This is a genomic window from Streptomyces sp. NPDC111628 (assembly GCF_055635195.1).
On the sequence record NZ_JBVKBZ010000002.1, the window covers coordinates 114,882 to 135,533 of the forward strand.

Genomic DNA, 20,652 nt, shown 5'->3' on the forward strand with positions numbered 1-20,652 from the left:
GCGGTGGGCCGGTGCCCCGGGCGACGACGGGCCGGTGCCGCGCGGTGACGGGCCGTCAGCCGTCCAGCGCGCGGGCGTAGCGGACCTCGGGCACCGCGACGCCCTCCACCTCGAAGGGCTCCTCGGCTCCGTCGGGGCGGAATCCCGCCCGCTCGTAGAAGCGCCGGGCGCGGGTGTTGCCCTGGAGCACCCACAGGAGCATGCGCGCGTGCCCGGCGGCCCGGCACCGGCTTACCGACTCCCCGACGAGGGCGCGGCCGATGCCCGCCCCGAACCGTGCGGTGTCGACGTAGAGGGCGTACAACTCGGCGTCCGCGGTGCGCGCCTCGCCCTCCCGGTAGGGACCGTGACAGGCCCAGCCGACGACCTCGCCGCCCTCGTCCTCGGCGACCAGGTTCACCAAGCCCACCGGGGGCCGGGCGAACAGGGAGCGGCGGCGCTCGGCGTCGGCGGCGGCGTCCATCGCGTCGAGGTACGGCTGCGGCACCAGGCCCCGGTAGGCGCTCTGCCAGCCCCGGACCCGGATCCGGGACACCCGGTCGCAGTCCGCGAGGGCCATCTCCCGCACCCGCACGGGCGCCTGCGGACCGCTCACGGCGCCACGACCGCGAACGCCTCGATCTCCATGAGGAACTCCGGCCGGACCAGCCCGGCCACCTGCACCGCGGAGGCGGCCGGCAGCCGGTCGTCGGGTATGTGCTCGGCGCGGGCGGCGCGGATCGCGCCCATGTGGGCCATGTCCGTGACGAAGAAGGTCAGCTTCACCACGTCGTCGAAGGCCGCTCCGGCCGAGGCCAGGCACCGGCGCAGGTTCTCGAAGACCTGGCGGGCCTGGGCCGCGGGGTCGCCCTCGCCGACCACCCTGCCGTCCTCGTCCAGGGCGAGCTGCCCCGAGACGGCCACGAACCGCCCGGTGCCGAGGACGACATGGGTGTACTGCGCGGCGGGCGCGACGCCCTCGGGGGCCGGGATCCTGGTCAGTTCACTCATGCGTCCATCGTGGACCACGCCACTGACAACGCCGCCGACGGGGTGCGGCCGACGTGCGGCAACGGGACGGCTAGCCGCGGAAGCCCAGCAGCCCGTGCAGGGTCGAACCCCGCGAGGACGTGGAAGCCGCCTTGGACTCCAGCGGCTTCGGGTCCGGCAGAGCCGGGCACACCGCGTCCGCCTCGCCACCGTCGCCGCGCGGCACCGTTCCGTCGGTCAGGTAGGCGGCCAGGTGCTCGTCCAGGCAGTCGTTCCCGCTCAGCGTGATGCCGTGGTTCCCGCCGCCCTCCTCGACGACGAGGGCGGAGTCGCGCAGCAGCCGGTGCGCGGCGACGCCGCCCTCGTACGGCGTGGCCGCGTCACCGGTCGCCTGGAACAGCAGGACCGGGGGCAGCTCGCCGTTGGCGACGTCCACCGGCTGCCCGGACCCCGTGGGCCAGAACGCGCACGGCGCGTTGTACCAGGCGTTGTTCCACACCATGAAGGGTGCCTTCTCGTACAGGTCCCAGCTGTCGTCCCGCCACTCGTCCCAGTCCCGCGGCCAGGCGGCGTCGCGGCACTGCACCGCGGTGTAGACGCTGTAGCCGTTGCCCCCGGAGGCGTCCGGGGCACCGAAGTTCTCGTACGCCTCGACCAGCGGGCCGGTGTCCTCGTCCTTGACGTAGGCGGCGAACGCCTCGGCCAGGTAGGGCCAGTAGCCGTTGTAGTACCCGCCGGGCATGTAGGTGTCCTCCAGCTCGGAGGCGCCGACCTTCCCGCCGGCCGGCCGCTTCGCGAGCGCCGTCCGCATGGCGTACCAGGCGGCCTCGACCCGCTCGGGGTCACTGCCCAGGCCGTAGGCCGCGTCGTGCTCGGCGATCCAGGCCAGGAACGCCCGGTGGCGGTCGTTGAAGGCGAGGTCCTGGTTGAGGTTGGCGTCGTACCAGACGTCGTCCGGTCCGACGACGGAGTCCAGGACCAGCCGCCGCACCCGGTCCGGGTAGAGCTTGGCGTAGACGGCGCCCAGGTAGGTGCCGTACGAGTAGCCGAAGTAGTTGAGCTTCGCCGAGCCGAGCGCCGCGCGGATCGCGTCGACGTCCCGCGCCGCGTCGACCGTGTCGATGTACGGCAGCACGTCCGCGTACTTCTCGCCGCAGGCGTCGGCGAAGGACTTCGCGCGCGCGAGGTTGGCCTGCTCGACGTCCGGCGTGTCCGGCAGCGAGTCGGGCCGCACCGGGTCGAAGTGGCCCGGCAGACAGTCCAGCGCGGGAGTGCTCCTGCCCACGCCGCGCGGGTCGAAGCCGATGACGTCGTACTGGGCGGCCACCTTCGCGGGCAGCGACGACGCCACGAACCCGGCGAGCGTCAGCCCGCTGCCTCCGGGACCGCCGGGATTCACCAGCAGGGGGCCCTGGTACGTCCTGGAGGTGTGCGGGACGCGGGACAGTGCCAGCGTGATCTGCCTCCCGCGCGGGCGTGCGTGGTCGAGCGTCACCTTCAAGGACGCGCACTGGAGCGTCGGGTAGTCCTCCGTGGCGCACTTCTCCCAGTGCAGGCCCGCCGCGGGCGCCGCGGGCGCCGGGTGCGTGGGCCGTGGTGCGCTCGCGTCGGCGGGGACGGCGGTGACGGTCCCGGCGGCGATGACGGCGGCGCCGCACAGCACGGCTGCGCGTTGTCTCATGGCGTTCTCCCAGGACTCCCAGGACGGCGGGGCTGCGGTCCGCGCGGGTCGCGGTCCTCGCCGGATCGTCCCGGGGAGCGCCTTCGGAAGAACGAGACCTGTCCATACTTGACCCGATTGGGTCGGAAGATGCGCTCCAATGCTCTTACTCGGCCGCTCGGAGGGGCTCAGCTCACGGTGCCGTCAGAGCCCGAGCTTGGAGCCCGAGCCCAGATCCCGAGCCCACCCGCGACCGACATCTCCTGCTTGGTGAACTCTCCCGTCAGCATCGGCATGGCCCGGCCGATCGCGTCCTTCGCCTCGGGCAGTTCCAGCGAAGCGTCGTGATGCTCCCGGGTCCGCCACACCTCGGTCACCCAGATCGTCGTCTCGTCGTCGTCGGACAGACCCACGAGATAGAGCTCGCATCCGGCGTCCCGCAGGCCGTCGGTGGCGCTCAGGAGAAGGGAGACCACCTCGTCGCGGAAGCCGGGCCGGGTCTTCATCGAAGCGATGCAGCCGTAGGTCATGGAGGATCCCTTTCACTCTGGGCGGGGCCGACTTCTTCGACCGGAGCGCGCACCCGAAGGCTGTCAGATGAGGGACAGTTGCACCGGCTCCGGGGGCGTGGGTCCGGCCGGACGCGCGTGCTCCTCCGGCTCCGCGACCCTTCGCGGCATCCCCGCGCGCGCGGGACCGATGCCGTACTCGCGGGCCAGGTCGTGCACCTGGCGCGTGATCCTGCGCTGGTACCACTTCGGCGCGTAGGCGCCGTCCGCGTACAGCCGTTCGTACCGGCGGACCAGGTGCGGGTGGTGCCGGCCGAGCCAGGCCATGAACCACTCGCGGGCCCCCGGACGCAGGTGCAGCACCAGGGGTGTGACCGACGTGGCACCGGCGGCGGCGATGGCGCGTACGGTGGCCCTGAGCTGGGCCGGTTCGTCGCCGAGGAAGGGGATGACCGGTGCCATCAGCACCCCGCAGCCGATGCCGCGCTCGCCGAACGCCCGGACGACCTCGAGCCGGCGCTCCGGGACCGGGGTGCCCGGCTCCACGGTGCGCCACAGCTCCGCGTCGGTGAAGCCGACCGAGACCGAGATGCCCACGTCCGTCGCCCGCGCCGCCCGCGTCAGCAGGTCCAGGTCGCGCAGGATCAGCGTGCCCTTGGTGAGGATCGAGAACGGGTTCGCCCGCTCGGTGAGGGCCTCGATGATGCCCGGCATCAACCGGTAGCGGCCCTCCGCGCGCTGGTAGCAGTCGACGTTGGTGCCCATCGCGACGTGTTCCCCCTGCCAGCGGCGCGAGGCCAGCTGGCGGCGCAGCAGCTCGGGCGCGTTCACCTTGACGACGATCTGGGAGTCGAAGCCGAGCCCCGTGTCGAGGTCCAGGTAGCTGTGCGTCTTGCGCGCGAAGCAGTACACGCACGCGTGCGTGCAGCCCCGGTAGGGGTTCACCGTCCACTCGAACGGCATGCGCGAGGCCCCCGGTACCCGGTTCAGGATCGAGCGGGCCCGCACCTCGTGGAAGGTGATGCCTCTGAACTCGGGCGTGTCGAACGTGCGGGTGACGACGGCGCCCGCGCCGAACAGCGCGGTGTCCGCCGCCCGGGCGTGGTCGGAGTCCGTGAGGTTCTCCCAGCGCATTGAGGCCTCCTCGGTAGCACTGCCGCCACAATAGAACACTTGTTCCCTTGATCGTGCGGACGAATCGTGTGGACGAGTCGTGCGGACGAGTCGTGCGGGGCCGCTTCGCGCCCCCCGATTTGGTGGCCGGGCGGCGGGGTGGTTGGCTTGCCCCGAACCCGAGAACCAGGCCCTGGAGGAACCCGATGGCGCAGGTCGAGGCGACGACGGAGCGGATCGTCGCAGCGGACGCGGAGACGGTGTTCGACACCCTCGCCGACTACAGCGGTACTCGCGAGAAGCTGCTGCCCGAGCACTTCAGCGAGTACGAGGTCCGGGAGGGCGGCGACGGCGAGGGCACCCTCGTGCACTGGAAGCTCCAGGCCACCAGCAAGCGCATCCGCGACTGCCTGCTGGAGGTCACCGAGCCGACCGACGGCGAGCTGGTCGAGAAGGACCGCAACTCCTCCATGGTCACCACCTGGCGGGTCACCCCGGCGGGCGAGGGCAAGTCCCGGGTCGTCGTGCTCACCACCTGGCAGGGCGCGGGCGGCGTCGGCGGTTTCTTCGAGAAGACCTTCGCCCCCAAGGGCCTCGCCCGGATCTACGACGCCCTGCTCGCCAAGCTCGCCGCCGAGGTCGAGAAGTAGCCAAAGGGCAGGCACCGGGCGGCCGTTGGCCGCCTCACCGGTTCGAGTGATCTCCGTGCGAACCCGCCGTACGTCCGTAACTCGTCGCACTTGTTCGCAGTTGTCGCCTCAGGCGGCAAATGTGAGCAGGTGTGACGAGGGGAGCGGTACGTGGGCGGGATCACTCTGGTGCAGGACCCGGTAAGGGATCCCGCACAGGACGAACCGGTCGTCGCAGCCCAGGCACCCCCTGGGCCTCCCGTTCCCGGGCCGGACGGGGCGCGGGACGCCGGGCTGAGCCCACGCCGGGTGCGACTGGTCTTCGTCGGGCTGATGCTGGCGCTGCTGCTCGCCGCCCTGGAGCAGATGATCGTCGCCACCGCGCTGCCGAAGATCGTCGGTGAGCTGCACGGCCTGGACAAGATGTCCTGGGCGATCACCGCGTACCTGCTCACCTCGACCGTCGGACTGCCGATCTACGGCAAGCTCGGCGACCTCTTCGGCCGCAAGGGCGTCTTCCAGTTCGCCATCCTGGTCTTCGTCGTCGGCTCCGCGCTGGCCGGACGCGCGCAGACCATGGACCAGCTGATCGCCTTCCGCGCGGTGCAGGGCGTCGGCGCGGGCGGCCTGATGATCGGCGTCCAGGCGATCATCGCGGACATCGTGCCGCCACGGGAACGCGGCCGGTACATGGGCCTGATCGGCGCCGCCTTCGGCCTCGCCTCGGTCGCGGGCCCGCTTTTGGGCGGCTACTTCACCGACCACCTCTCCTGGCGCTGGTGCTTCTACATCAACGTGCCCTTCGGCCTGCTCACCATGGCCGTCGTCGCCCTCGTCCTGAAGCTGCCCAGGCCGCGGGTCAAGCCGCGCCTCGACATCCTCGGCGCCCTGCTGCTCGCGGCCGCCTCCACCTGCCTGGTGCTGCTCACCAGCTGGGGCGGCACCGAGTACGAGTGGGGCTCGGAGGTCATTCTCGGCCTCGGCGCCGGTGCGGTCGCGGCCACCCTGCTCTTCCTGGTCGCCGAGCACTTTGCGCCCGAACCGCTGATCCCGCTGCGCCTGTTCCGGGACTCCATCTTCAACGTCACCGCCCTGGTCGGCCTCGTCGTCGGCGTCGCCCTGTTCGGCGCCGCCAGCTACCTGCCGACCTTCCTGCAGATGGTCGACGGCGCCAGCGCCACCGAGTCCGGCCTGCTGATGCTGCCGATGATGGGCGGTGTCGTCCTCGCCTCGATCATCTCCGGACAGCTCATCAGCCGTACCGGTCACTACCGGATCCACCCGATCCTCGGCAGCGCGCTGTCCGTCCTCGGCATGTGGCTGCTCTCCCGCCTCGGCACCGACACGTCCCGGCTGCACTACAGCATCTGGATGGCCGTCCTCGGCGCCGGCATCGGCCTGGTCATGCCCGTCCTGGTCCTCGCCGTCCAGAACTCGGTGCGCCCCACCGACCTGGGCACCGCCACCAGCGCCAACAACTACTTCCGGCAGATCGGCGGCAGCGTCGGCGCGGCCGTCTTCGGCACCCTCTTCGCGGGCCGGCTCACCGACGCCCTGGCCGACCGGATCCCCGCCGAAGCGGGAGTCGACCTCCCCGACGCCGAGGCCATCACCCCCCAGCTCGTCCACTCCCTGCCCCCGGCGCTGCGCGACGCCTACATCGGGGCCTACGCCGACGCCATGCCGCGGATCTTCCTCTACCTGGTGCCGGTGCTCGTCCTCGGGCTCCTCATCGCCCTCTTCCTCAAGGAGAAACCCCTGGTGTCCCACAACGCCCCCGTCACCGACCCGGAGACCGCACAGCACGCACAGCACGCCCCGCAGCCACAGCCGGCCGCCCAGGTCCCGCCGGCCCGGTCGCCCTACGCCGGCGGCATCCCCGTCTGCGGCACGGTGCAGCACCCCGACGGCACCGTCGTGCCCCGCGCGGCGCTCACCCTCATCGACGTCGGCGGACAGCAGATCGGCCGGGGCGCCAGCGGCGACGACGGACGGTACGCGCTGGCCACGCCGGGCTCCGGGGCGTACGTCCTGATCGCCGCGGCCGGCGGCCACCAGCCGCAGGCGGTCTCGGTGACGGTCGGCGAACGCCCGGTGGAACTCGACGTGGTCCTCGGCGGCGCCGGACGTCTCGCGGGCAGCGTCATGACCGCCGACGGAAGCCCCGTACGCGACGCGACCGTCACCCTCACCAACGTCCACGGCGAGGTCGTCGCCACCACCCGCAGCGGCCGCGAGGGCGGCTACGTCATCTCGGAGCTGGTGGCAGGCGAGTACACCCTCGCCGCCAGCGCCCCCGCCTTCCGCCCGGCCGCGCTGCCGGTCAGCGTCCAGGCCGCCCGGGAGACCCGCCAGGACGTCGAGCTGGCCGGCGGCGCCGTGCTGCGCGGCACCGTGCGGGCCAGTGGCGGGCGGGCCGTGGAGGACGCGCGCGTGACGCTGCTCGACGCCGCGGGCAACGTGGTGGACACCCTCACCACCGGCCCGGACGGCACGTTCCGGTTCGTGGACCTGTCGTCCGGCGAGTACACCGTCATCGCGGCCGGCTACCCGCCGGTCGCGACCGTGCTCCAGGTGGCCGGCGGCGGCCGGACGGAGCGTGACCTGCAGCTCGGCCACGAGGACTGAGACCGGCACACCGGCGTGCGGGCGCGCGCCGGTGTGTTCGCGCGCCACCAATTCCCCCGTTGCCGCACATGGTCACCGGCCACCCCCGTACGGTGGTGCCGGCGACACAGATCTTGCGGAGCCGTGGGCAGAGAGGGCCTGACGCCATGGACCATGGCACCGAGCGGGACGCACCTCCCGGCCACCGTGCCGGACCCGACACCGTGCCGGCCGACCCCGTGACGGGCCGCGTCCCGCTGGCCGTCGTCGTGGTGGACCGCGACGGGCTGGTCTCCCACTGGAGCCGTGGTGCACGGCGGCTGTTCGCCCTGTCCAAGGAAGAGGCGATCGGACGGCCCGCCCCCGATCTGCTGCCCGTCTCGGGCGTGCTCCCCGAGGACACGGAGCCGGACGGCGCCGAGCACGACGACTACTCCTACCGGTCGTACACCGCCTGCGACAGCCTGGGGCCCGGCCTGGAGTCCTCCCTCGACGGGCGGCTGTCCTACCCCGCCGCGGGCCGCGCCCGGCTGACCGTGCGGGCCGACGACCGCGTCGACGTGCTCTGGTGGGCCTACCCCCTGGTGGGACCCGGTCCGGAGCGGCTGCTCGTGCTGGCCGCCGACACGGACGGGCTGCGGCGGAACTACGCCGACGGGGCCGACGACAGCGCCGGGCCGGCCGTCGTCGAGCGGATCGCCCCCGGATTCGCCCTGCACACCGACTTCCCCGGCGCCGACGAACTCTCCCGCCGACTCCCCGAGATCCTGCCCAGCATGAGCGTCGGCGAGAGCGCCCGCATCGTCGCGCAGGTCCTCGAACTGGGCTATCCCGTCCTGGAGTTCAGCCAGCACGACCGGGTGCCCGTCACCCCCGACTGGGGCGTGCCCCGGCGGGCCGAGCGCCGGGCGCGCCGCGAACGGGCCGCGCGGGCGCTGGCGGCCGGGGAACCGGTGCCGGACGAGCTGCGGGACGAGGCCGAGGACCTGGAGTACGCCGCGGTCCGCGAACGCCTGGAGTTCCTCAACGAGGTCAGCGGCGCGATCGGCACCTCGCTCGACCTCTCCCGGACCATCGTCGAGGTCAGCCGGGCGGTCGTCCCGCGCTTCACCGACGTCGCCGGCACCTATCTGCGGGAGCAGGTCGTCGCCGGCGAGGGCTTCCCCGACGGCGTGCCCGACACGACGACGATGTGGCACCGGGTCGCCCTGGAACACACCGACGAACCCGGCCGCTGGGACGACGTCGTACCGGTCGGCGAGGCCATGCCCTTCCCGGCGCACACCCCCTTCTTCCAGTGCATGACCACCGGCGAGCCGGTCCTGGTGCCCCGCATCACCGAGGAGATGGGCCACGCCATCGCCTCCCAGTTCGAGAAGCGGGACATCCGGCCGCTCATCACGGGCCGCTCGATGCTGCTGGTGCCGCTGAAGGCACGCACCGTCGTCCTCGGCTTCATGATCCTGCTCCGGCACCCCGAGCGCCCCGTCTTCAACGACATGGACCGCGTCACCGGCGCCGAACTCGCCGCCCGCGCGGGCCTCGTCCTGGACAACGCGCGCATGTACACCCACCAGGAGAACGTCGCCGAGACGCTCCAGGACAGCATGCTCCCGCACATCCCCGCGCGCCTGGCCGGCTGCGACGTCGCCACCCGCTACCTGCCGGGCACGCTGCTCGGCAGGGTCGGCGGCGACTGGTTCGACGCGGTCAAGCTGCCCGGCGCCCGCACCGCCCTCGTCGTCGGCGACGTCATGGGGCACGGTCTCAACTCGGCGGCGATGATGGGCCAGTTGCGCACCGCCGTCCAGACCATGGCCGGCCTCGACCTGCCCCCGGCCCAGCTCCTGCGCAACCTCGACGACCTCGCCCAGCGGCTCGGCGACACCCACCTCGCGACCTGCCTGTACGCCGTGTACGACCCCATCGCCGGGGAACTGCACCTCGCCAACGCCGGGCACATCCCGCCCGTCCTGGTCCGTGCCGAGGACGGCGCCAGCGAGCTGATCGACCTGCCGACGGGGGCGCCGATCGGCGTCGGAGGGGTGCCCTTCGAGTCGGTGCGGGTCCCGGTGGCGCCCGGCGACCGGCTGGTGATGTGCACCGACGGCCTGGTGGAGGTGCGCGGCGAGGACATCGGCGTCGGCCTCGCCACCCTCTGCGAGTCCGCCGCCCACCCGGCCGCGTCCATGGACGACGCCTGCGACACCATCATCCGGGCCCTGGGCACCGGCGGCGGCCGCAAGGACGACGTCGCCCTGCTGATGGCCCGGCTGACCGGCATCGAGCCCGACGCCGTCGCCGAGTGGCGCCTCGCCCGCGACCCGGCGGAGGTGGGCCGCGCCCGCGCGGCGGTCCGCGAGCAACTCCACGACTGGGGGCTGCCGAAGCTGGCGGCCCCCGCCGAGCTGATGGTCAGCGAACTCGTCACCAACGCCGTACGGCACTCCCACGCCCGCCCCGTCGCACTGCGCCTGGTGCGCGCCGACACGCTGCTGTGCGAGGTCGACGACGACGACCACGAACTGCCCACCCTCAAGAGCGCGGGCCCCGGCGACGAGACCGGGCGCGGTCTGCGCGTCGTCAGCACCCTCGCCCGCGAATGGGGCGCCAGCCGCACCGGCGCGGGCAAGACGGTCTGGTTCGAGCTGACACTGCCCGCCCGGCACCGCTAGCGGGAGCGCCGCGCCGCCTTGCGCTGCAGGGACTCGCGGCGGGTGCGCAGTTCGCGCTGCCGGCGTCGGCTCTTCTTGCGCCGCTCGGCCCGCGCACGAGCCCGCGGGTCCCTGAGCTTCGTATGGTCCAGCCTGGTCAAGTACCAGATGAGGCCGCAGAAGAGGGCCAGGAGAAGCACACCCAGGACGGCGGCGACCGCCGGTGGCATGTCCGCGACCTCGATGTCCCGATACCTTCCGACCCCCATGCCGTCCCCCCCCGCCCCCGTTGCCGCCCGCGTCGCCCGGACCGGGCCGACCGTCTGCAAGTTACCCGATCGGGCCCGGCGGCCGGATCCGCCCGGCGCGAACTACCGGTGAAGGAATGCGCCCGGCGCTTGTGGCCGTGCGCCGGGCGCGATACACCGTACGGACCCGTCGTCGGCGGGTCGTACGTCGTCGCACCTGGGGAGACGGGCATGAGCGTGACGAGTCGGTACCGGGACGCCTGGGAGGGCTTCTGGAACGAGGCCTCCGGGGACCGGGGGGCGGTGTTCTGGGACGCGGAGCCGACGCTGACCGCAGGCCGTCACCTGGCCCACTTCGAGCCGCACCTGACCGACCCCGCCCTGCCGCTGATCGACCTGGGCTGCGGCAACGGCACCCAGACCCGCTACTTCGCCGAACGCTTCCCGCACGTCGTCGGCGCCGACCTCGCCACCGCCGCCCTCGCCCACGCCCGCGACGCCGACCCGGCCGGACTGGCCGCGTACCGGCAACTGGACGCCGCCGACAAGGCCGAGGCGGAGGCCCTGCACGCGGAGCTGGGCGACGCCAACGTCTACGTCCGGGGCGTCCTGCACCAGTGCGAGCCCGACGACCGGCAGCCCCTGGCCGATGCCCTCGCCGCGCTCCTCGGTGAACGCGGCCGCGCCTTCCTGGTCGAGCCCTCCCAGGCGGCCAAGACCGTCCTGATGGGCCTGGCCCAGGGCCCCGCCGGGCCGCCCGCCAAACTCGCCCCCGTCCTGCGCCACGGTCTGACCCCCGGCGCCGTCCCCGACGCGGCGGTGCCCGAGCATCTCCGCGCGGCAGGCCTCACCGTCCTGGCGAGCGGTGAACTCCCGCTGGTCACCACGGAGTACACGACGGACGGCACCCGCATCGAGCTGCCGTCGACGTGGGTGGTGGCCGGCCGGCCCGCGTGAGGTCGCGTCTGACCAGGGCCGACTCATTATTGGTATGGACCGGTGAGAGTTATCCACAGGCCTGGCTGAGGCTCGGCGTGAGCGCGTAACGTGACGCCACATGAAGATCCTCATCAGTGCCGACATGGAAGGCGCCACCGGCGTCACCTGGCCGGCCGACGTGCTGCCGGGGACACCGCAGTGGGAGCGGTGCCGGTCGATGTTCACCTCGGACGTGAACGCGGCCGTGCTGGGCTTCTTCGACGGCGGAGCCGACGAGGTGCTGGTCAACGAGGCGCACTGGAGCATGCGCAACCTCCTCCTGGAGCGGCTCGACGAGCGCACGGAGATGCTGACCGGGCGGCACAAGGCGCTGTCCATGGTGGAGGGCGTCCAGCACGGGGACGTGGACGGCATCGCGTTCATCGGATACCACGCGGGCGCCGGCATGGAGGGCGTCCTCGCGCACACCTACCTCGCCAACCAGCTCACCGGCGTCTGGCTGAACGACGTACGGGCCAGTGAGGGTCTGCTCAACGCCCACGTGGTCGCCGAGTACGGAGTGCCCGTGGTGCTGGTCACGGGCGACGACGTGGCCTGCGAGGACGCGCTCGGGTACGCGCCCGAGGCGCGCAAGGTCGCGGTCAAGGACCATGTGTCGCGGTACGCGGCCGTGTGCCGCACCCCGGCCAGAACCGCCGCCGACATCCGGGCCGCGGCCAAGGAGGCCGCCGCGCTCGCGGTGCGGCACGAGCCGGTGAGCGGCGGACCGTTCACCCTCGCCCTGGAGTTCGACGCCGAGCACCTGGCGGCGGCCGCGACCGTGGTGCCCGGTGTGGCGCAGGTCGGGGAGCGGAAGGTGGCGTACACCCAGGACACGATGTTCGAGGCGATCCGGACGTTCAAGGCGGTCACCACGATCGTCTCGGCGGCGGTGGAGGAGCAGTATGGCTGAGCACACGGGGACCGGACCGGACACGGGCGAGCAGGCGCTGGACGAGGTCGTCCGGTTCACCTCCGAGCTGATCCGGATCGACACCACCAACCGCGGCGGCGGCGACTGCCAGGAGCGGCCCGCCGCCGAGTACGCCGCCGCGCGGCTCGCCGAGGCCGGGATCGAGCCCACGCTGCTGGAGCGGACCGAGGGCCGCACCAACGTCGTGGCCCGCATCGAGGGCACCGACCCGTCGGCCGACGCGCTGCTGGTCCACGGTCACCTGGACGTGGTGCCCGCCGAGGCCGCCGACTGGAGCGTGCACCCGTTCTCCGGGGAGATCCGCGACGGCGTCGTCTGGGGGCGCGGCGCGGTCGACATGAAGAACATGGACGCGATGATCCTCGCCGTCGTCCGCGACTGGGCCCGGCGGGGCGTACGACCCCGGCGGGACGTGGTGATCGCCTTCACCGCGGACGAGGAGGCCAGCGCCGAGGACGGCTCCGGCTTCCTCGCCGACCGGCACGCCGCCCTGTTCGAGGGCTGCACCGAGGGCGTCAGCGAGTCCGGGGCGTTCACCTTCCACGACGGGGCCGGGCGGCAGTTCTATCCCATCGCCGCAGGTGAGCGGGGTACGGGCTGGCTCAAGCTCACCGCGCGAGGGCGTGCCGGGCACGGTTCGAAGGTGAACCGTCAGAACGCGATCACCCGGCTCGCCGCCGCGATCACCCGTATCGGCGCCCACGAGTGGCCGCTGCGCCTGACTCCGACCGTGCGCGCGGCCCTGACCGAGATCGCCGCCGTCTACGGCATCGAGACCGACCTGAGTGACGTCGACGCCCTGCTGGACAAGCTCGGCCAGGCGGGCAAGCTGGTCGAGTCCACCGTCCGCAACAGCAGCAACCCGACCATGCTGGACGCCGGGTACAAGGTCAACGTCATCCCGGGAGAGGCCGTCGCCCACGTCGACGGGCGGTTCCTGTACGGCGGCGAGGACGAGTTCCGCAGCACCCTCGACCGGCTGACCGGGCCGGACGTGGACTGGGAGTTCGTCCACCGAGAGGTGGCCCTGCAGGCGCCGGTGGACTCGCCGACGTACGCCCGGATGCGTGCGGCCGTGGAGGAGTTCGCGCCCGAGGGGCACGTCGTGCCGTACTGCATGTCCGGGGGCACCGACGCCAAGCAGTTCTCCCGGCTCGGCATCACCGGATACGGGTTCGCGCCGCTGAAGCTGCCCGAGGGCTTCGACTACCAGGCCCTCTTCCACGGCGTGGACGAACGGGTCCCGGTCGAGGCGCTGCACTTCGGAGTCCGTGTCCTGGACCGTTTCCTGCGCACGGCGTAAAGACCCGGGCACCGCCCGGACGAGCAAGCAGCTGGAGGAGAAGTGGGGGAGTCAGTGCCGACTCTTTCGTACGGATCGTGGCCCTCGCCCGTCGACGCGGCCCTCGCCGCCGCACACGACGGACGGCCCGACGACGTCGGCTTCGTCGGTGACGAGGTGTGGTGGACCGCGCCCCGGCCCACCGAGGGCGGGCGGCGCACCCTGGTGCGGCGGCACGCCGACGGCACCGAGGAACCGGTGCTGCCCGCGCCGTGGAACGTGCGCAGCCGCGTCATCGAGTACGGCGGCCGGCCCTGGGGCGCGGCCACGACCGACGCCGGTCCGCTGGTGGTCTTCGTGAACTTCGCCGACCAGCGGCTGTACGCCTTCACCCCGGGCGGCGGCGAGCCGCGTCCGCTGACGCCGCTGTCCGCGGTGGGCGGCGGGCTGCGCTGGATCGAGCCGGACCCGCGTCCCGAGCGCGGCGAGGTGTGGTGCGTCCTGGAGGAGTTCACCGGCGAGGGGCCCACCGACCTGCGCCGCGTGCCGGTGGCGGTGCCGTTGGACGGCTCCGCGGCCGACGACCGGGGCGCGGTCCGTGAACTCGCCCCCGAGCGGCACCGCTTCGTCACCGGACCCCGTCTCTCGCCCGACGGCAGCCGCGCCGCCTGGCTCGCCTGGGACCACCCGCGGATGCCCTGGGACGGCACCGAGCTGATCGTCGCCGAGGTCGGCCCCGAGGGCACCTTCCAGGACGCCCGGACCGTCGCCGGCGGGCCCGAGGAGTCGATCGCCCAGGCGGACTGGGCCCCGGACGGCACCCTGCTGTACGCCTCCGACCGCACCGGCTGGTGGAACCTCTACCGCGACGGGCGGCCCCTGTGCCCCCGCGAGGAGGAGTTCGGCGGGCCGCTGTGGAAGCTCGGGCAGCGCTGGTTCGCGCCCCTGGACAGCGGCCTGATCGCGGTTCTGCACGGCCGGGGCGCCGCGGTCCTCGGCATACTCGACCCCGAGACCGGCGAGGTCGTCGACGCGGCGGGACCCTGGACGGAGTTCGCGCCCGCCCTCGCCGCGCACGGGGAGCGGGTCGTCGCCGTCGGCGCGAGCTCCCGCAGCGGCTACGAGGTCGTCGAGCTGGACGCCCGCACCGGCCGCGCCCGGGTGATCGGAGCCCCGCACGAGGACGCCACCGACCCGGAGTTCTACCCGCGGCCGCGGATCCGCACCTTCACGGGACCGGGCGGACGCGAGATCCACACCCACCTCTACCCGCCGCACAACCCCGGCTGCCGGGCCCCGGACGGCGAACTGCCGCCGTACGTCATCTGGGCGCACGGCGGCCCCACCAGCCGTTCCCCGCTCGTCCTCGACCTGGAGATCGCCTACTTCACCTCCCGCGGCATCGGTGTCGCCGAGGTCAACTACGGGGGTTCCAGCGGCCACGGCAGGGAGTACCGCAACCGGCTGCGCGAGCAGTGGGGCGTGGTCGACGTCGAGGACTGCGCGGCCGTCGCCGTCGCCCTCGCCGACGAGGGCACCGCCGACCGGGAGCGGCTCGCCGTGCGCGGCGGCAGCGCCGGCGGCTGGACGTCCGCCGCCTCGCTGGCCACCACCGACGTCTACGCCTGCGGCACGATCAGCTACCCGATCCTCGACCTGACCGGCTGGGGGACCGGCGAGACCCACGACTTCGAGTCGCAGTACCTGGAGAGTCTGATCGGCCCGTACGCCGAGGTCCCCGACCGCTACACCGAGCGGTCGCCCGCCGAGCACGCCGAGCGCGTCACCGCGCCGTTCCTGCTGCTCCAGGGACTGGACGACGTGATCTGCCCGCCCGTGCAGTGCGAGCGGTTCCTCGAGCGCATGGCGGGCCGCGGCGTGCCGCACGCCTACCTCGCCTTCGAGGGCGAGGGACACGGATTCCGCCGCGCGGAGACCATGGTGCGCGCCCTGGAGGCGGAGCTCTCCCTCTACGCACAGGTCTTCGGGCTGACCCCGCCCGGCGTCCCGGCCCTGGAGCTGACCCGATGAGCCGGGTCCGGGAGCTGGTCCGGCCGGCCGGGCTCGCCCCCGGCGCCCGGGTGGCCGTCGTCGCGCCCAGCGGCCCCGTGCCCGAGGAGCGGCTCCAGGCGGGGCTCGACGTGCTGCGCGGCTGGGACCTCGACCCAGTCGTGGCGCCGCACGTCCTGGACCGGCACGGCACCTTCGACTACCTCGCGGGCACCGACACCGACCGGGCCGCCGACCTCCAGGCCGCCTGGTGCGACCCGGCCGTGGACGCCGTGCTGTGCGCCCGCGGCGGATACGGCGTCCAGCGCATGGCCGACCTGCTCGACTGGGAGGCCATGCGCGCGGCCGGTCCCAAGGTGTTCGTCGGCTTCAGCGACATCACCGCACTGCACGAGGCGTTCGCCACCCGCCTCGGCCTGGTCACCCTGCACGGGCCGATGGCGGCCGGAATCGACTTCATCAAGAACGCCCGGGCACAGGAGCACCTGCGGGCCACCCTGTTCGACCCGGAGACGGTCCGCGTGATCACCTCCGGCGGCACACCGCTGGTGCCGGGCCGGGCCCGGGGCGTCACCCTGGGCGGCTGCCTCGCCCTGCTCGCCGCCGATCTGGGCACCCCGCACGCCCGTCCCTCCGCGCGCGGCGGACTGCTGTGCCTCGAGGACGTGGGGGAGGAGACGTACCGCATCGACCGCTACCTCACGCAGTTGCTCCGCTCCGGCTGGCTCGACGGGGTCGGCGGCGTGCTGCTCGGCTCGTGGGCGAAGTGCGAGCCCTACGAACGGCTGCGGCCCCTGCTGGCCGACCGGCTCGGCGGCCTCGGCGTGCCGGTCGTCGAGGACTTCGGGTTCGGGCACTGCGAGGGGGCCCTCACCATCCCGTTCGGCGTACCGGCGGAACTCGACGCGGACGCGGGCACCTTGACGCTTCAGACGCCCGCGCTGCGCCGGCCGTCGTAGGCTGACCCCATGCCGCACACCCCGCCCCGCCACCTCGCCGAGGGCCCGCGCGTGGGCATCCGGAACTTCACCTACGCGGACGCCGCCGAGTTCACCGCCCGGGCACGGCAGAGCAAGGACCTGCACCACCCCTGGCTCTTCCCGCCGGACAGCGTCCAGGCGTACGAGGCCTACGCGGGCCGGCTCATCGAGGACCGCACCAAGGCAGGTTTCCTGGTGTGCGAGAAGGGCACGGAGGCGGCGGACGGGGCGGACGGGGTGGCGGGCCCGGTGCCGGACGGCGGCTCCATCGCCGGGTTCGTCAACATCAACAACATCGTCGAGGGAGGCTTCCTCAGCGGCGCGCTCGGCTACGGCGCCTTCGCGCACGCGGCCGGCCGGGGGCTGATGCGCGAGGGGCTGGACCTCGTGGTGCGGTACGCGTTCGGGCCGATGCGGCTGCACCGGCTGGAGATCAACGTCCAGCCGGGCAACGCCGCCTCGATCGCACTGGCCCGCGCCTGCGGCTTCCACCTGGAGGGCTTCTCGCCGAGGATGCTCTACATCGACGGCGCCTGGCGCGACCACCAGCGCTGGGCGATCACCGCCGAGACCGTGACTTCCGGTTGATCTTCATCGTGTCGAGGTCCGTCACCGTGGACCTCAGATCGCGGAACCCGTAGCCGAGCCCGCGCAGCACACCCTCCGCACGGTCCTCCGCGATCGCGCCCGCCATCTCCTCGCCGTCCGCCGCGTCCGACAGCACCACGTAGCGCATCGAGAAGTGCTTCAGCGGGGCGGGCTCGTACGACAGCGAGCCCTCCTCGGTGAACCGCATGCTCGCCATCCCGTGCTCGCCCGCCTCGGCGAGCAACCGGGCACGGGCATCCTCGGTCAAATCCTCCCAGGTGCCCCGGACGATCACCCGGTAGGTGTGCCGCTCACTCACGGGCTGCTCACTCACGTGCGTCTCTCCTTCGCCTTCGTACGCGCGCCGACCGCCCGACCCTAAGCCCACGCCGGCGCCGCGTCCCAGGGAATTAAACGTGAGCCACGTCGCCCCGGCCCGGCCTACGGAACCCCTGTTCACCGCGCCGGGGAGCGGCTTCCATGGGGAACCGTGACGACGATCCGACGCGAGGTACTGACCCTGCCCGCCGCGCCGCTGGGGCCGGACAACCCCCTGCCGCCGCTGCGCCCCCTGGACGAGGCCCACCGCATCGACGACCGGGACCGGGCGGGCCTGCCGCGCGACATGGCCCGCCAGATCGACTACGAGCCCCTGCGCAGCCTGCTGCCCGTCCAGGTCCGGGACGGCTACGGCCGCGAGCGCGAACCGCGCGGGCTGGACGCCCTCGTCATCGAGAACGACCGGCTGCGGGCAACCGTCCTGCCTGCCCTCGGCGGCCGCATCGCCTCCCTGCACCACAAGCCGACCGACCGCGAACTGCTCTACGTCAACCCGGTCCTCCAGCCCGCCAACTTCGCCCTCAACGGCGCCTGGTTCTCCGGCGGCATCGAATGGAACATCGGCGCCACCGGCCACACCACCCTGTCCTGCTCGCCCGTGCACGCCGCCCTCGTCCCCGCCCCCGACGGCGGCCGGATGCTGCGCCTGTGGGAGTGGGAGCGGCTGCGCGACCTGCCCTTCCAGGTCGACCTGTGGCTGCCGGACGGCTCGGACTTCCTCTATGTCGGCGCCCGCATCCGCAACCCGCACGAACGCCCGGCGCCCACCTACTGGTGGTCCAACATCGCCGTCCCCGAGGACCGCCGCGTCCTCGCCCCCGCCGGCGAGGCCTGGCAGTTCGGGTACGAGCGCAGGCTCCGCCGGGTCCCGGTGCCCGAGTACGACGGCGCCGACCGGACGTACCCCCTGAACAGCACCCACGCCGCCGACTACTTCTACGAGGTGCCCGACGGCCGGCGCCGCTGGATCGCCGCGCTCGACGAGCACGGCCACGGGCTGGTGCAGACCTCGACCGACGCGCTGCGCGGCCGCAAGCTGTTCGTGTGGGGCACCGGACCCGGCGGACGCCGCTGGCAGGAGTGGCTCACCGAACCCGGCACCGGCGGCTACTGCGAGATCCAGGCCGGACTGGTCCGCACCCAGCTCGAACACGTCAAGCTGGAGGCGGAGAGCGAGGTGTCCTGGCTGGAGGCGTACGGACCGCTCGACGCCCAGCCCGACGGCGACTGGCACACCGTGCTGCGCCGGGCCGAGGAGCGGCTGGAGGCGGCCCTGCCGCGGGCCGACGTGGACGCCGCGTACGCCGCCTGGCGGCCGTGTGCCGACACCGAGCCGGACGAGCGCCTGGCCACCGGGTCGGGCTGGGGCGCGCTGGAGGTGCTGCGGGCCGGCTGGACGCTGCCCGGCACGCCCTTCGCGGAGGACACCCTCGGCGAGGAACAGCGGCCCTGGCTTCAGCTGTTGCACGCCGGGTCACTGCCCGAGCCGGAACACCACGAGCCGCCCGGCTCGACGCTGGTCGCCCGGCCCTGGCGGGACATGCTGGAGACCACGGCCGCCACCCCCCTCGCCGAGTACCACCTCGGGGTCGCCCAGTGGCACGGCGACGACCGGGCGCAGGCGGTGCGCAGCTGGGAGCGCGGCCTCAAGTCCGCCACGGACCGCTGGCCGCTGCTGCGCTGCCTCGCCGTCGCCGACCAGGAGGACGGCCACCGGGAGCGCGCCGCCGACCGGTATGCGGAGGCCTTCGACGACCTGCGCGCACGCCGCACCGACGCGACGAAGGGGGACGAAGGGTGGGCGGCCGTCACCGCGTCCCTGGGCCGGGAGGCGATCGGGGCGCTGCTCGCGGCCGGGCGCACCGCGGACGCCCGGGCCGTGTGGGAGCGGCTGGACCCCGAGATCGGCGCCCGCGGCCGGTTCCGGCTGATCGAGGCCGAGTTGCTGGCCGCGGAGGGCCGGCGCGAGGACGCGCGTGCCGTGTTCGACGAGGGGTTCGAGGTCGCCGACCTGAGGGAGGGCGCCGAGAGCATTGGCCTGCTGTGGACGCGGCTGGACGACGCACCGCTCCCGGCCCGCCATGACTTCCGGATGCGGCCGGACGGGGAGTGAGCCCGCCCGGCCCGGGAGCCTACTGCTGCCGGTCCACGTACTCGTAGATCGCCCCGTCCGGGTGCCGGGCGATCAGGTTGCGGCCGCCGGGCGTGGCGACCGGGCCGGCGATGATGTCGGCGCCCAGTGAGCCGAGTACGTGACGGGTCTCCTCGACGTCCGACACGGCGATCGTCGCGGCCACCTTGCGCAGTACCTCGAGTTGGGACTCGGGCCCGCTCATCAGCAGGAAGCAGCCGATGGCGGCGACCTGGACGCCGCCGCGTTCGAAGCGGAGGGCCTCGCCGCCGGCCAGTCCCTCGTAGAAGGGGATCGCCTTGTCCAGGTCGTCGACGTAGATGCGCAGTGTGGCTCCCAGAATGTCCATACGGACGAGCCTAGTTGGGCCGGCCGGGCGCCCACTCCCGGTCCGGCCATGGAAGCCGGACCGGCGGGTACCCGCAACGCATGGACCGCATGGATCACTTGGAACACCTGGACAGGCAACTGGTCGACGAACTGGCGCAGGTGGCACGCGAGACCGTGCGCGACGAACTGCGAGAACAGACCCGCAGGCAGCGCCGCAAGGCCACGCTGTACGCCGCGTCCGGCACCGCCGCCCTCTACGCGGGCGCCGCCGTCGCGCTCGCCGTGGGACTGGCGCTCGCCCTCGCGCTCCCGGGCTGGGCCGCCGCGCTGATCACGGCCGCCCTCCTGGGCGTCGTGGCGTATCTGCTGCGGGGTGCGGCCCGGCCGCACCCGTCGCGCCCGGGTCCGGCACCCGGCACCGCCGGGCACGACCACGTCGTCGGCGGCGGCGCGCCCACCGCGCCCCCGGGCGGACTCGGCGTGCCGTACCCGCCGATGCCACCCGTCGCTCCCGGCGGTGTGGGCGGCGCGACCGGCGCCCCGGGGGCGGGCACACCCGCACCGGGCGGCACCGGTCCCGCGGCACCGCGCCAGGACGACCTCGACCCCGAGCACAAGCACGGTCGCGGCTGACCGGCCGCACACCGGGGTACGCCCGCACGGACGGCATCCGTGCGGGCGTACCCCGGTC

General features: G+C 73.4%; 19 protein-coding genes. 11 read left to right on the top strand and 8 right to left on the bottom strand.

Going from position 1 to position 20,652, the window contains the following annotated elements; genetic code table 11:
• Positions 1 to 55 precede the first annotated feature (55 nt).
• The 5 genes from ACZ7MF_RS08525 to ACZ7MF_RS08545 all read right to left on the bottom strand — a co-directional run bounded on the left by ACZ7MF_RS08525 (position 56) and on the right by ACZ7MF_RS08545 (position 4,272).
• Positions 56 to 595, bottom strand: a complete 540-nt coding sequence (locus ACZ7MF_RS08525; protein ID WP_471475319.1) for a GNAT family N-acetyltransferase — start codon at positions 593 to 595, stop codon at positions 56 to 58.
• Positions 592 to 990 (bottom strand): RidA family protein, encoded by a 399-nt coding sequence (locus ACZ7MF_RS08530; RefSeq protein WP_471475320.1) that lies wholly within the window; start codon positions 988 to 990, stop codon positions 592 to 594. Before ACZ7MF_RS08530 ends, ACZ7MF_RS08525 begins: the two co-directional genes overlap by 4 nt.
• 70 nt (positions 991 to 1,060) lie before the next feature.
• Complete coding sequence (locus ACZ7MF_RS08535) at positions 1,061 to 2,650, bottom strand: alpha/beta hydrolase (RefSeq protein WP_471475322.1); 1,590 nt, start codon at positions 2,648 to 2,650, stop codon at positions 1,061 to 1,063.
• A gap of 167 nt (positions 2,651 to 2,817) precedes the next feature.
• Positions 2,818 to 3,159 carry a putative quinol monooxygenase gene (locus tag ACZ7MF_RS08540; protein WP_471475324.1) on the bottom strand — a complete coding sequence of 114 codons (342 nt, stop codon included), beginning with the start codon at positions 3,157 to 3,159 and terminating at the stop codon, positions 2,818 to 2,820.
• 63 nt (positions 3,160 to 3,222) lie between these two features.
• Positions 3,223 to 4,272 (bottom strand): Rv2578c family radical SAM protein, encoded by a 1,050-nt coding sequence (locus ACZ7MF_RS08545; RefSeq protein WP_471475326.1) that lies wholly within the window; start codon positions 4,270 to 4,272, stop codon positions 3,223 to 3,225.
• A 185-nt stretch (positions 4,273 to 4,457) separates the two neighbouring features.
• Between ACZ7MF_RS08545 and ACZ7MF_RS08550 the strand changes: the two genes are divergently transcribed.
• The 3 genes from ACZ7MF_RS08550 to ACZ7MF_RS08560 all read left to right on the top strand — a co-directional run bounded on the left by ACZ7MF_RS08550 (position 4,458) and on the right by ACZ7MF_RS08560 (position 10,162).
• On the top strand, positions 4,458 to 4,901 hold the full coding sequence (locus tag ACZ7MF_RS08550; RefSeq protein ID WP_356864994.1) for an SRPBCC family protein: 444 nt from the start codon (positions 4,458 to 4,460) through the stop codon (positions 4,899 to 4,901).
• A gap of 150 nt (positions 4,902 to 5,051) precedes the next feature.
• The gene (locus ACZ7MF_RS08555) at positions 5,052 to 7,508 is read left to right on the top strand and encodes an MFS transporter (protein WP_471475328.1); all 2,457 of its coding nucleotides are present in this window, start codon (positions 5,052 to 5,054) and stop codon (positions 7,506 to 7,508) included.
• Positions 7,509 to 7,654: 146 nt separating this feature from the next.
• Complete coding sequence (locus ACZ7MF_RS08560; RefSeq protein ID WP_471475330.1) at positions 7,655 to 10,162, top strand: ATP-binding SpoIIE family protein phosphatase; 2,508 nt, start codon at positions 7,655 to 7,657, stop codon at positions 10,160 to 10,162.
• Here ACZ7MF_RS08560 and ACZ7MF_RS08565 read toward each other — a convergent pair.
• Positions 10,159 to 10,410: a hypothetical protein gene (locus ACZ7MF_RS08565; protein WP_356864998.1), complete on the bottom strand. Its 252-nt coding sequence runs from the start codon at positions 10,408 to 10,410 to the stop codon at positions 10,159 to 10,161. The two genes, ACZ7MF_RS08560 and ACZ7MF_RS08565, sit on opposite strands and share 4 nt — an antisense overlap.
• Before the next feature lie 210 nt (positions 10,411 to 10,620).
• On the opposite strand from ACZ7MF_RS08565, the gene ACZ7MF_RS08570 reads away from it, so the two are divergent.
• The 6 genes from ACZ7MF_RS08570 (at position 10,621) to ACZ7MF_RS08595 (ending at position 17,161) form a co-directional block, all read left to right on the top strand.
• Positions 10,621 to 11,346, top strand: coding sequence for a methyltransferase domain-containing protein (locus tag ACZ7MF_RS08570; RefSeq protein WP_471475332.1), 726 nt, complete (start codon positions 10,621 to 10,623; stop codon positions 11,344 to 11,346).
• A gap of 100 nt (positions 11,347 to 11,446) precedes the next feature.
• On the top strand, positions 11,447 to 12,280 hold the full coding sequence (locus tag ACZ7MF_RS08575; protein WP_471475333.1) for a M55 family metallopeptidase: 834 nt from the start codon (positions 11,447 to 11,449) through the stop codon (positions 12,278 to 12,280).
• Positions 12,273 to 13,604 carry a M20/M25/M40 family metallo-hydrolase gene (locus tag ACZ7MF_RS08580; protein ID WP_356865001.1) on the top strand — a complete coding sequence of 444 codons (1,332 nt, stop codon included), beginning with the start codon at positions 12,273 to 12,275 and terminating at the stop codon, positions 13,602 to 13,604. The genes ACZ7MF_RS08575 and ACZ7MF_RS08580 overlap by 8 nt, the downstream gene beginning before the upstream one ends.
• A gap of 42 nt (positions 13,605 to 13,646) precedes the next feature.
• On the top strand, positions 13,647 to 15,614 hold the full coding sequence (locus tag ACZ7MF_RS08585; protein ID WP_471475335.1) for a S9 family peptidase: 1,968 nt from the start codon (positions 13,647 to 13,649) through the stop codon (positions 15,612 to 15,614).
• A complete protein-coding gene (locus tag ACZ7MF_RS08590) occupies positions 15,611 to 16,552 on the top strand; it encodes a S66 peptidase family protein (RefSeq protein ID WP_471475337.1) in 942 nt (313 codons plus the stop codon). Before ACZ7MF_RS08585 ends, ACZ7MF_RS08590 begins: the two co-directional genes overlap by 4 nt.
• A 9-nt stretch (positions 16,553 to 16,561) precedes the next feature.
• The gene (locus ACZ7MF_RS08595; protein WP_356865004.1) at positions 16,562 to 17,161 is read left to right on the top strand and encodes a GNAT family N-acetyltransferase; all 600 of its coding nucleotides are present in this window, start codon (positions 16,562 to 16,564) and stop codon (positions 17,159 to 17,161) included.
• Here ACZ7MF_RS08595 and ACZ7MF_RS08600 read toward each other — a convergent pair.
• The gene (locus ACZ7MF_RS08600; RefSeq protein WP_471477198.1) at positions 17,133 to 17,480 is read right to left on the bottom strand and encodes a DUF6204 family protein; all 348 of its coding nucleotides are present in this window, start codon (positions 17,478 to 17,480) and stop codon (positions 17,133 to 17,135) included. The two genes, ACZ7MF_RS08595 and ACZ7MF_RS08600, sit on opposite strands and share 29 nt — an antisense overlap.
• A 171-nt stretch (positions 17,481 to 17,651) precedes the next feature.
• On the opposite strand from ACZ7MF_RS08600, the gene ACZ7MF_RS08605 reads away from it, so the two are divergent.
• Positions 17,652 to 19,613 carry a DUF5107 domain-containing protein gene (locus ACZ7MF_RS08605; protein WP_471475339.1) on the top strand — a complete coding sequence of 654 codons (1,962 nt, stop codon included), beginning with the start codon at positions 17,652 to 17,654 and terminating at the stop codon, positions 19,611 to 19,613.
• A 19-nt stretch (positions 19,614 to 19,632) separates the two neighbouring features.
• Here ACZ7MF_RS08605 and ACZ7MF_RS08610 read toward each other — a convergent pair whose 3' ends face one another.
• The gene (locus ACZ7MF_RS08610; protein ID WP_385355993.1) at positions 19,633 to 19,980 is read right to left on the bottom strand and encodes a VOC family protein; all 348 of its coding nucleotides are present in this window, start codon (positions 19,978 to 19,980) and stop codon (positions 19,633 to 19,635) included.
• Between the two features lie 80 nt (positions 19,981 to 20,060).
• Between ACZ7MF_RS08610 and ACZ7MF_RS08615 the strand changes: the two genes are divergently transcribed.
• Entirely contained in the window at positions 20,061 to 20,594 is a 534-nt protein-coding gene (locus ACZ7MF_RS08615; protein WP_471475341.1) for a phage holin family protein, read from the top strand.
• Positions 20,595 to 20,652 lie beyond the last annotated feature (58 nt).

Coding starts and splice junctions, on each gene's coding strand:
- ACZ7MF_RS08610 (WP_385355993.1), bottom strand. CDS start 19,980: ATGGACATTCTGGGAGCCACACTGCGCATCTACGTCGACGACCTGGAC.
- ACZ7MF_RS08560 (WP_471475330.1), top strand. CDS start 7,655: ATGGACCATGGCACCGAGCGGGACGCACCTCCCGGCCACCGTGCCGGA.
- ACZ7MF_RS08540 (WP_471475324.1), bottom strand. CDS start 3,159: ATGACCTACGGCTGCATCGCTTCGATGAAGACCCGGCCCGGCTTCCGC.
- ACZ7MF_RS08530 (WP_471475320.1), bottom strand. CDS start 990: ATGAGTGAACTGACCAGGATCCCGGCCCCCGAGGGCGTCGCGCCCGCC.
- ACZ7MF_RS08615 (WP_471475341.1), top strand. CDS start 20,061: ATGGACCGCATGGATCACTTGGAACACCTGGACAGGCAACTGGTCGAC.
- ACZ7MF_RS08550 (WP_356864994.1), top strand. CDS start 4,458: ATGGCGCAGGTCGAGGCGACGACGGAGCGGATCGTCGCAGCGGACGCG.
- ACZ7MF_RS08595 (WP_356865004.1), top strand. CDS start 16,562: ATGCCGCACACCCCGCCCCGCCACCTCGCCGAGGGCCCGCGCGTGGGC.
- ACZ7MF_RS08575 (WP_471475333.1), top strand. CDS start 11,447: ATGAAGATCCTCATCAGTGCCGACATGGAAGGCGCCACCGGCGTCACC.
- ACZ7MF_RS08565 (WP_356864998.1), bottom strand. CDS start 10,410: ATGGGGGTCGGAAGGTATCGGGACATCGAGGTCGCGGACATGCCACCG.
- ACZ7MF_RS08535 (WP_471475322.1), bottom strand. CDS start 2,650: ATGAGACAACGCGCAGCCGTGCTGTGCGGCGCCGCCGTCATCGCCGCC.
- ACZ7MF_RS08590 (WP_471475337.1), top strand. CDS start 15,611: ATGAGCCGGGTCCGGGAGCTGGTCCGGCCGGCCGGGCTCGCCCCCGGC.
- ACZ7MF_RS08580 (WP_356865001.1), top strand. CDS start 12,273: ATGGCTGAGCACACGGGGACCGGACCGGACACGGGCGAGCAGGCGCTG.
- ACZ7MF_RS08570 (WP_471475332.1), top strand. CDS start 10,621: ATGAGCGTGACGAGTCGGTACCGGGACGCCTGGGAGGGCTTCTGGAAC.
- ACZ7MF_RS08545 (WP_471475326.1), bottom strand. CDS start 4,272: ATGCGCTGGGAGAACCTCACGGACTCCGACCACGCCCGGGCGGCGGAC.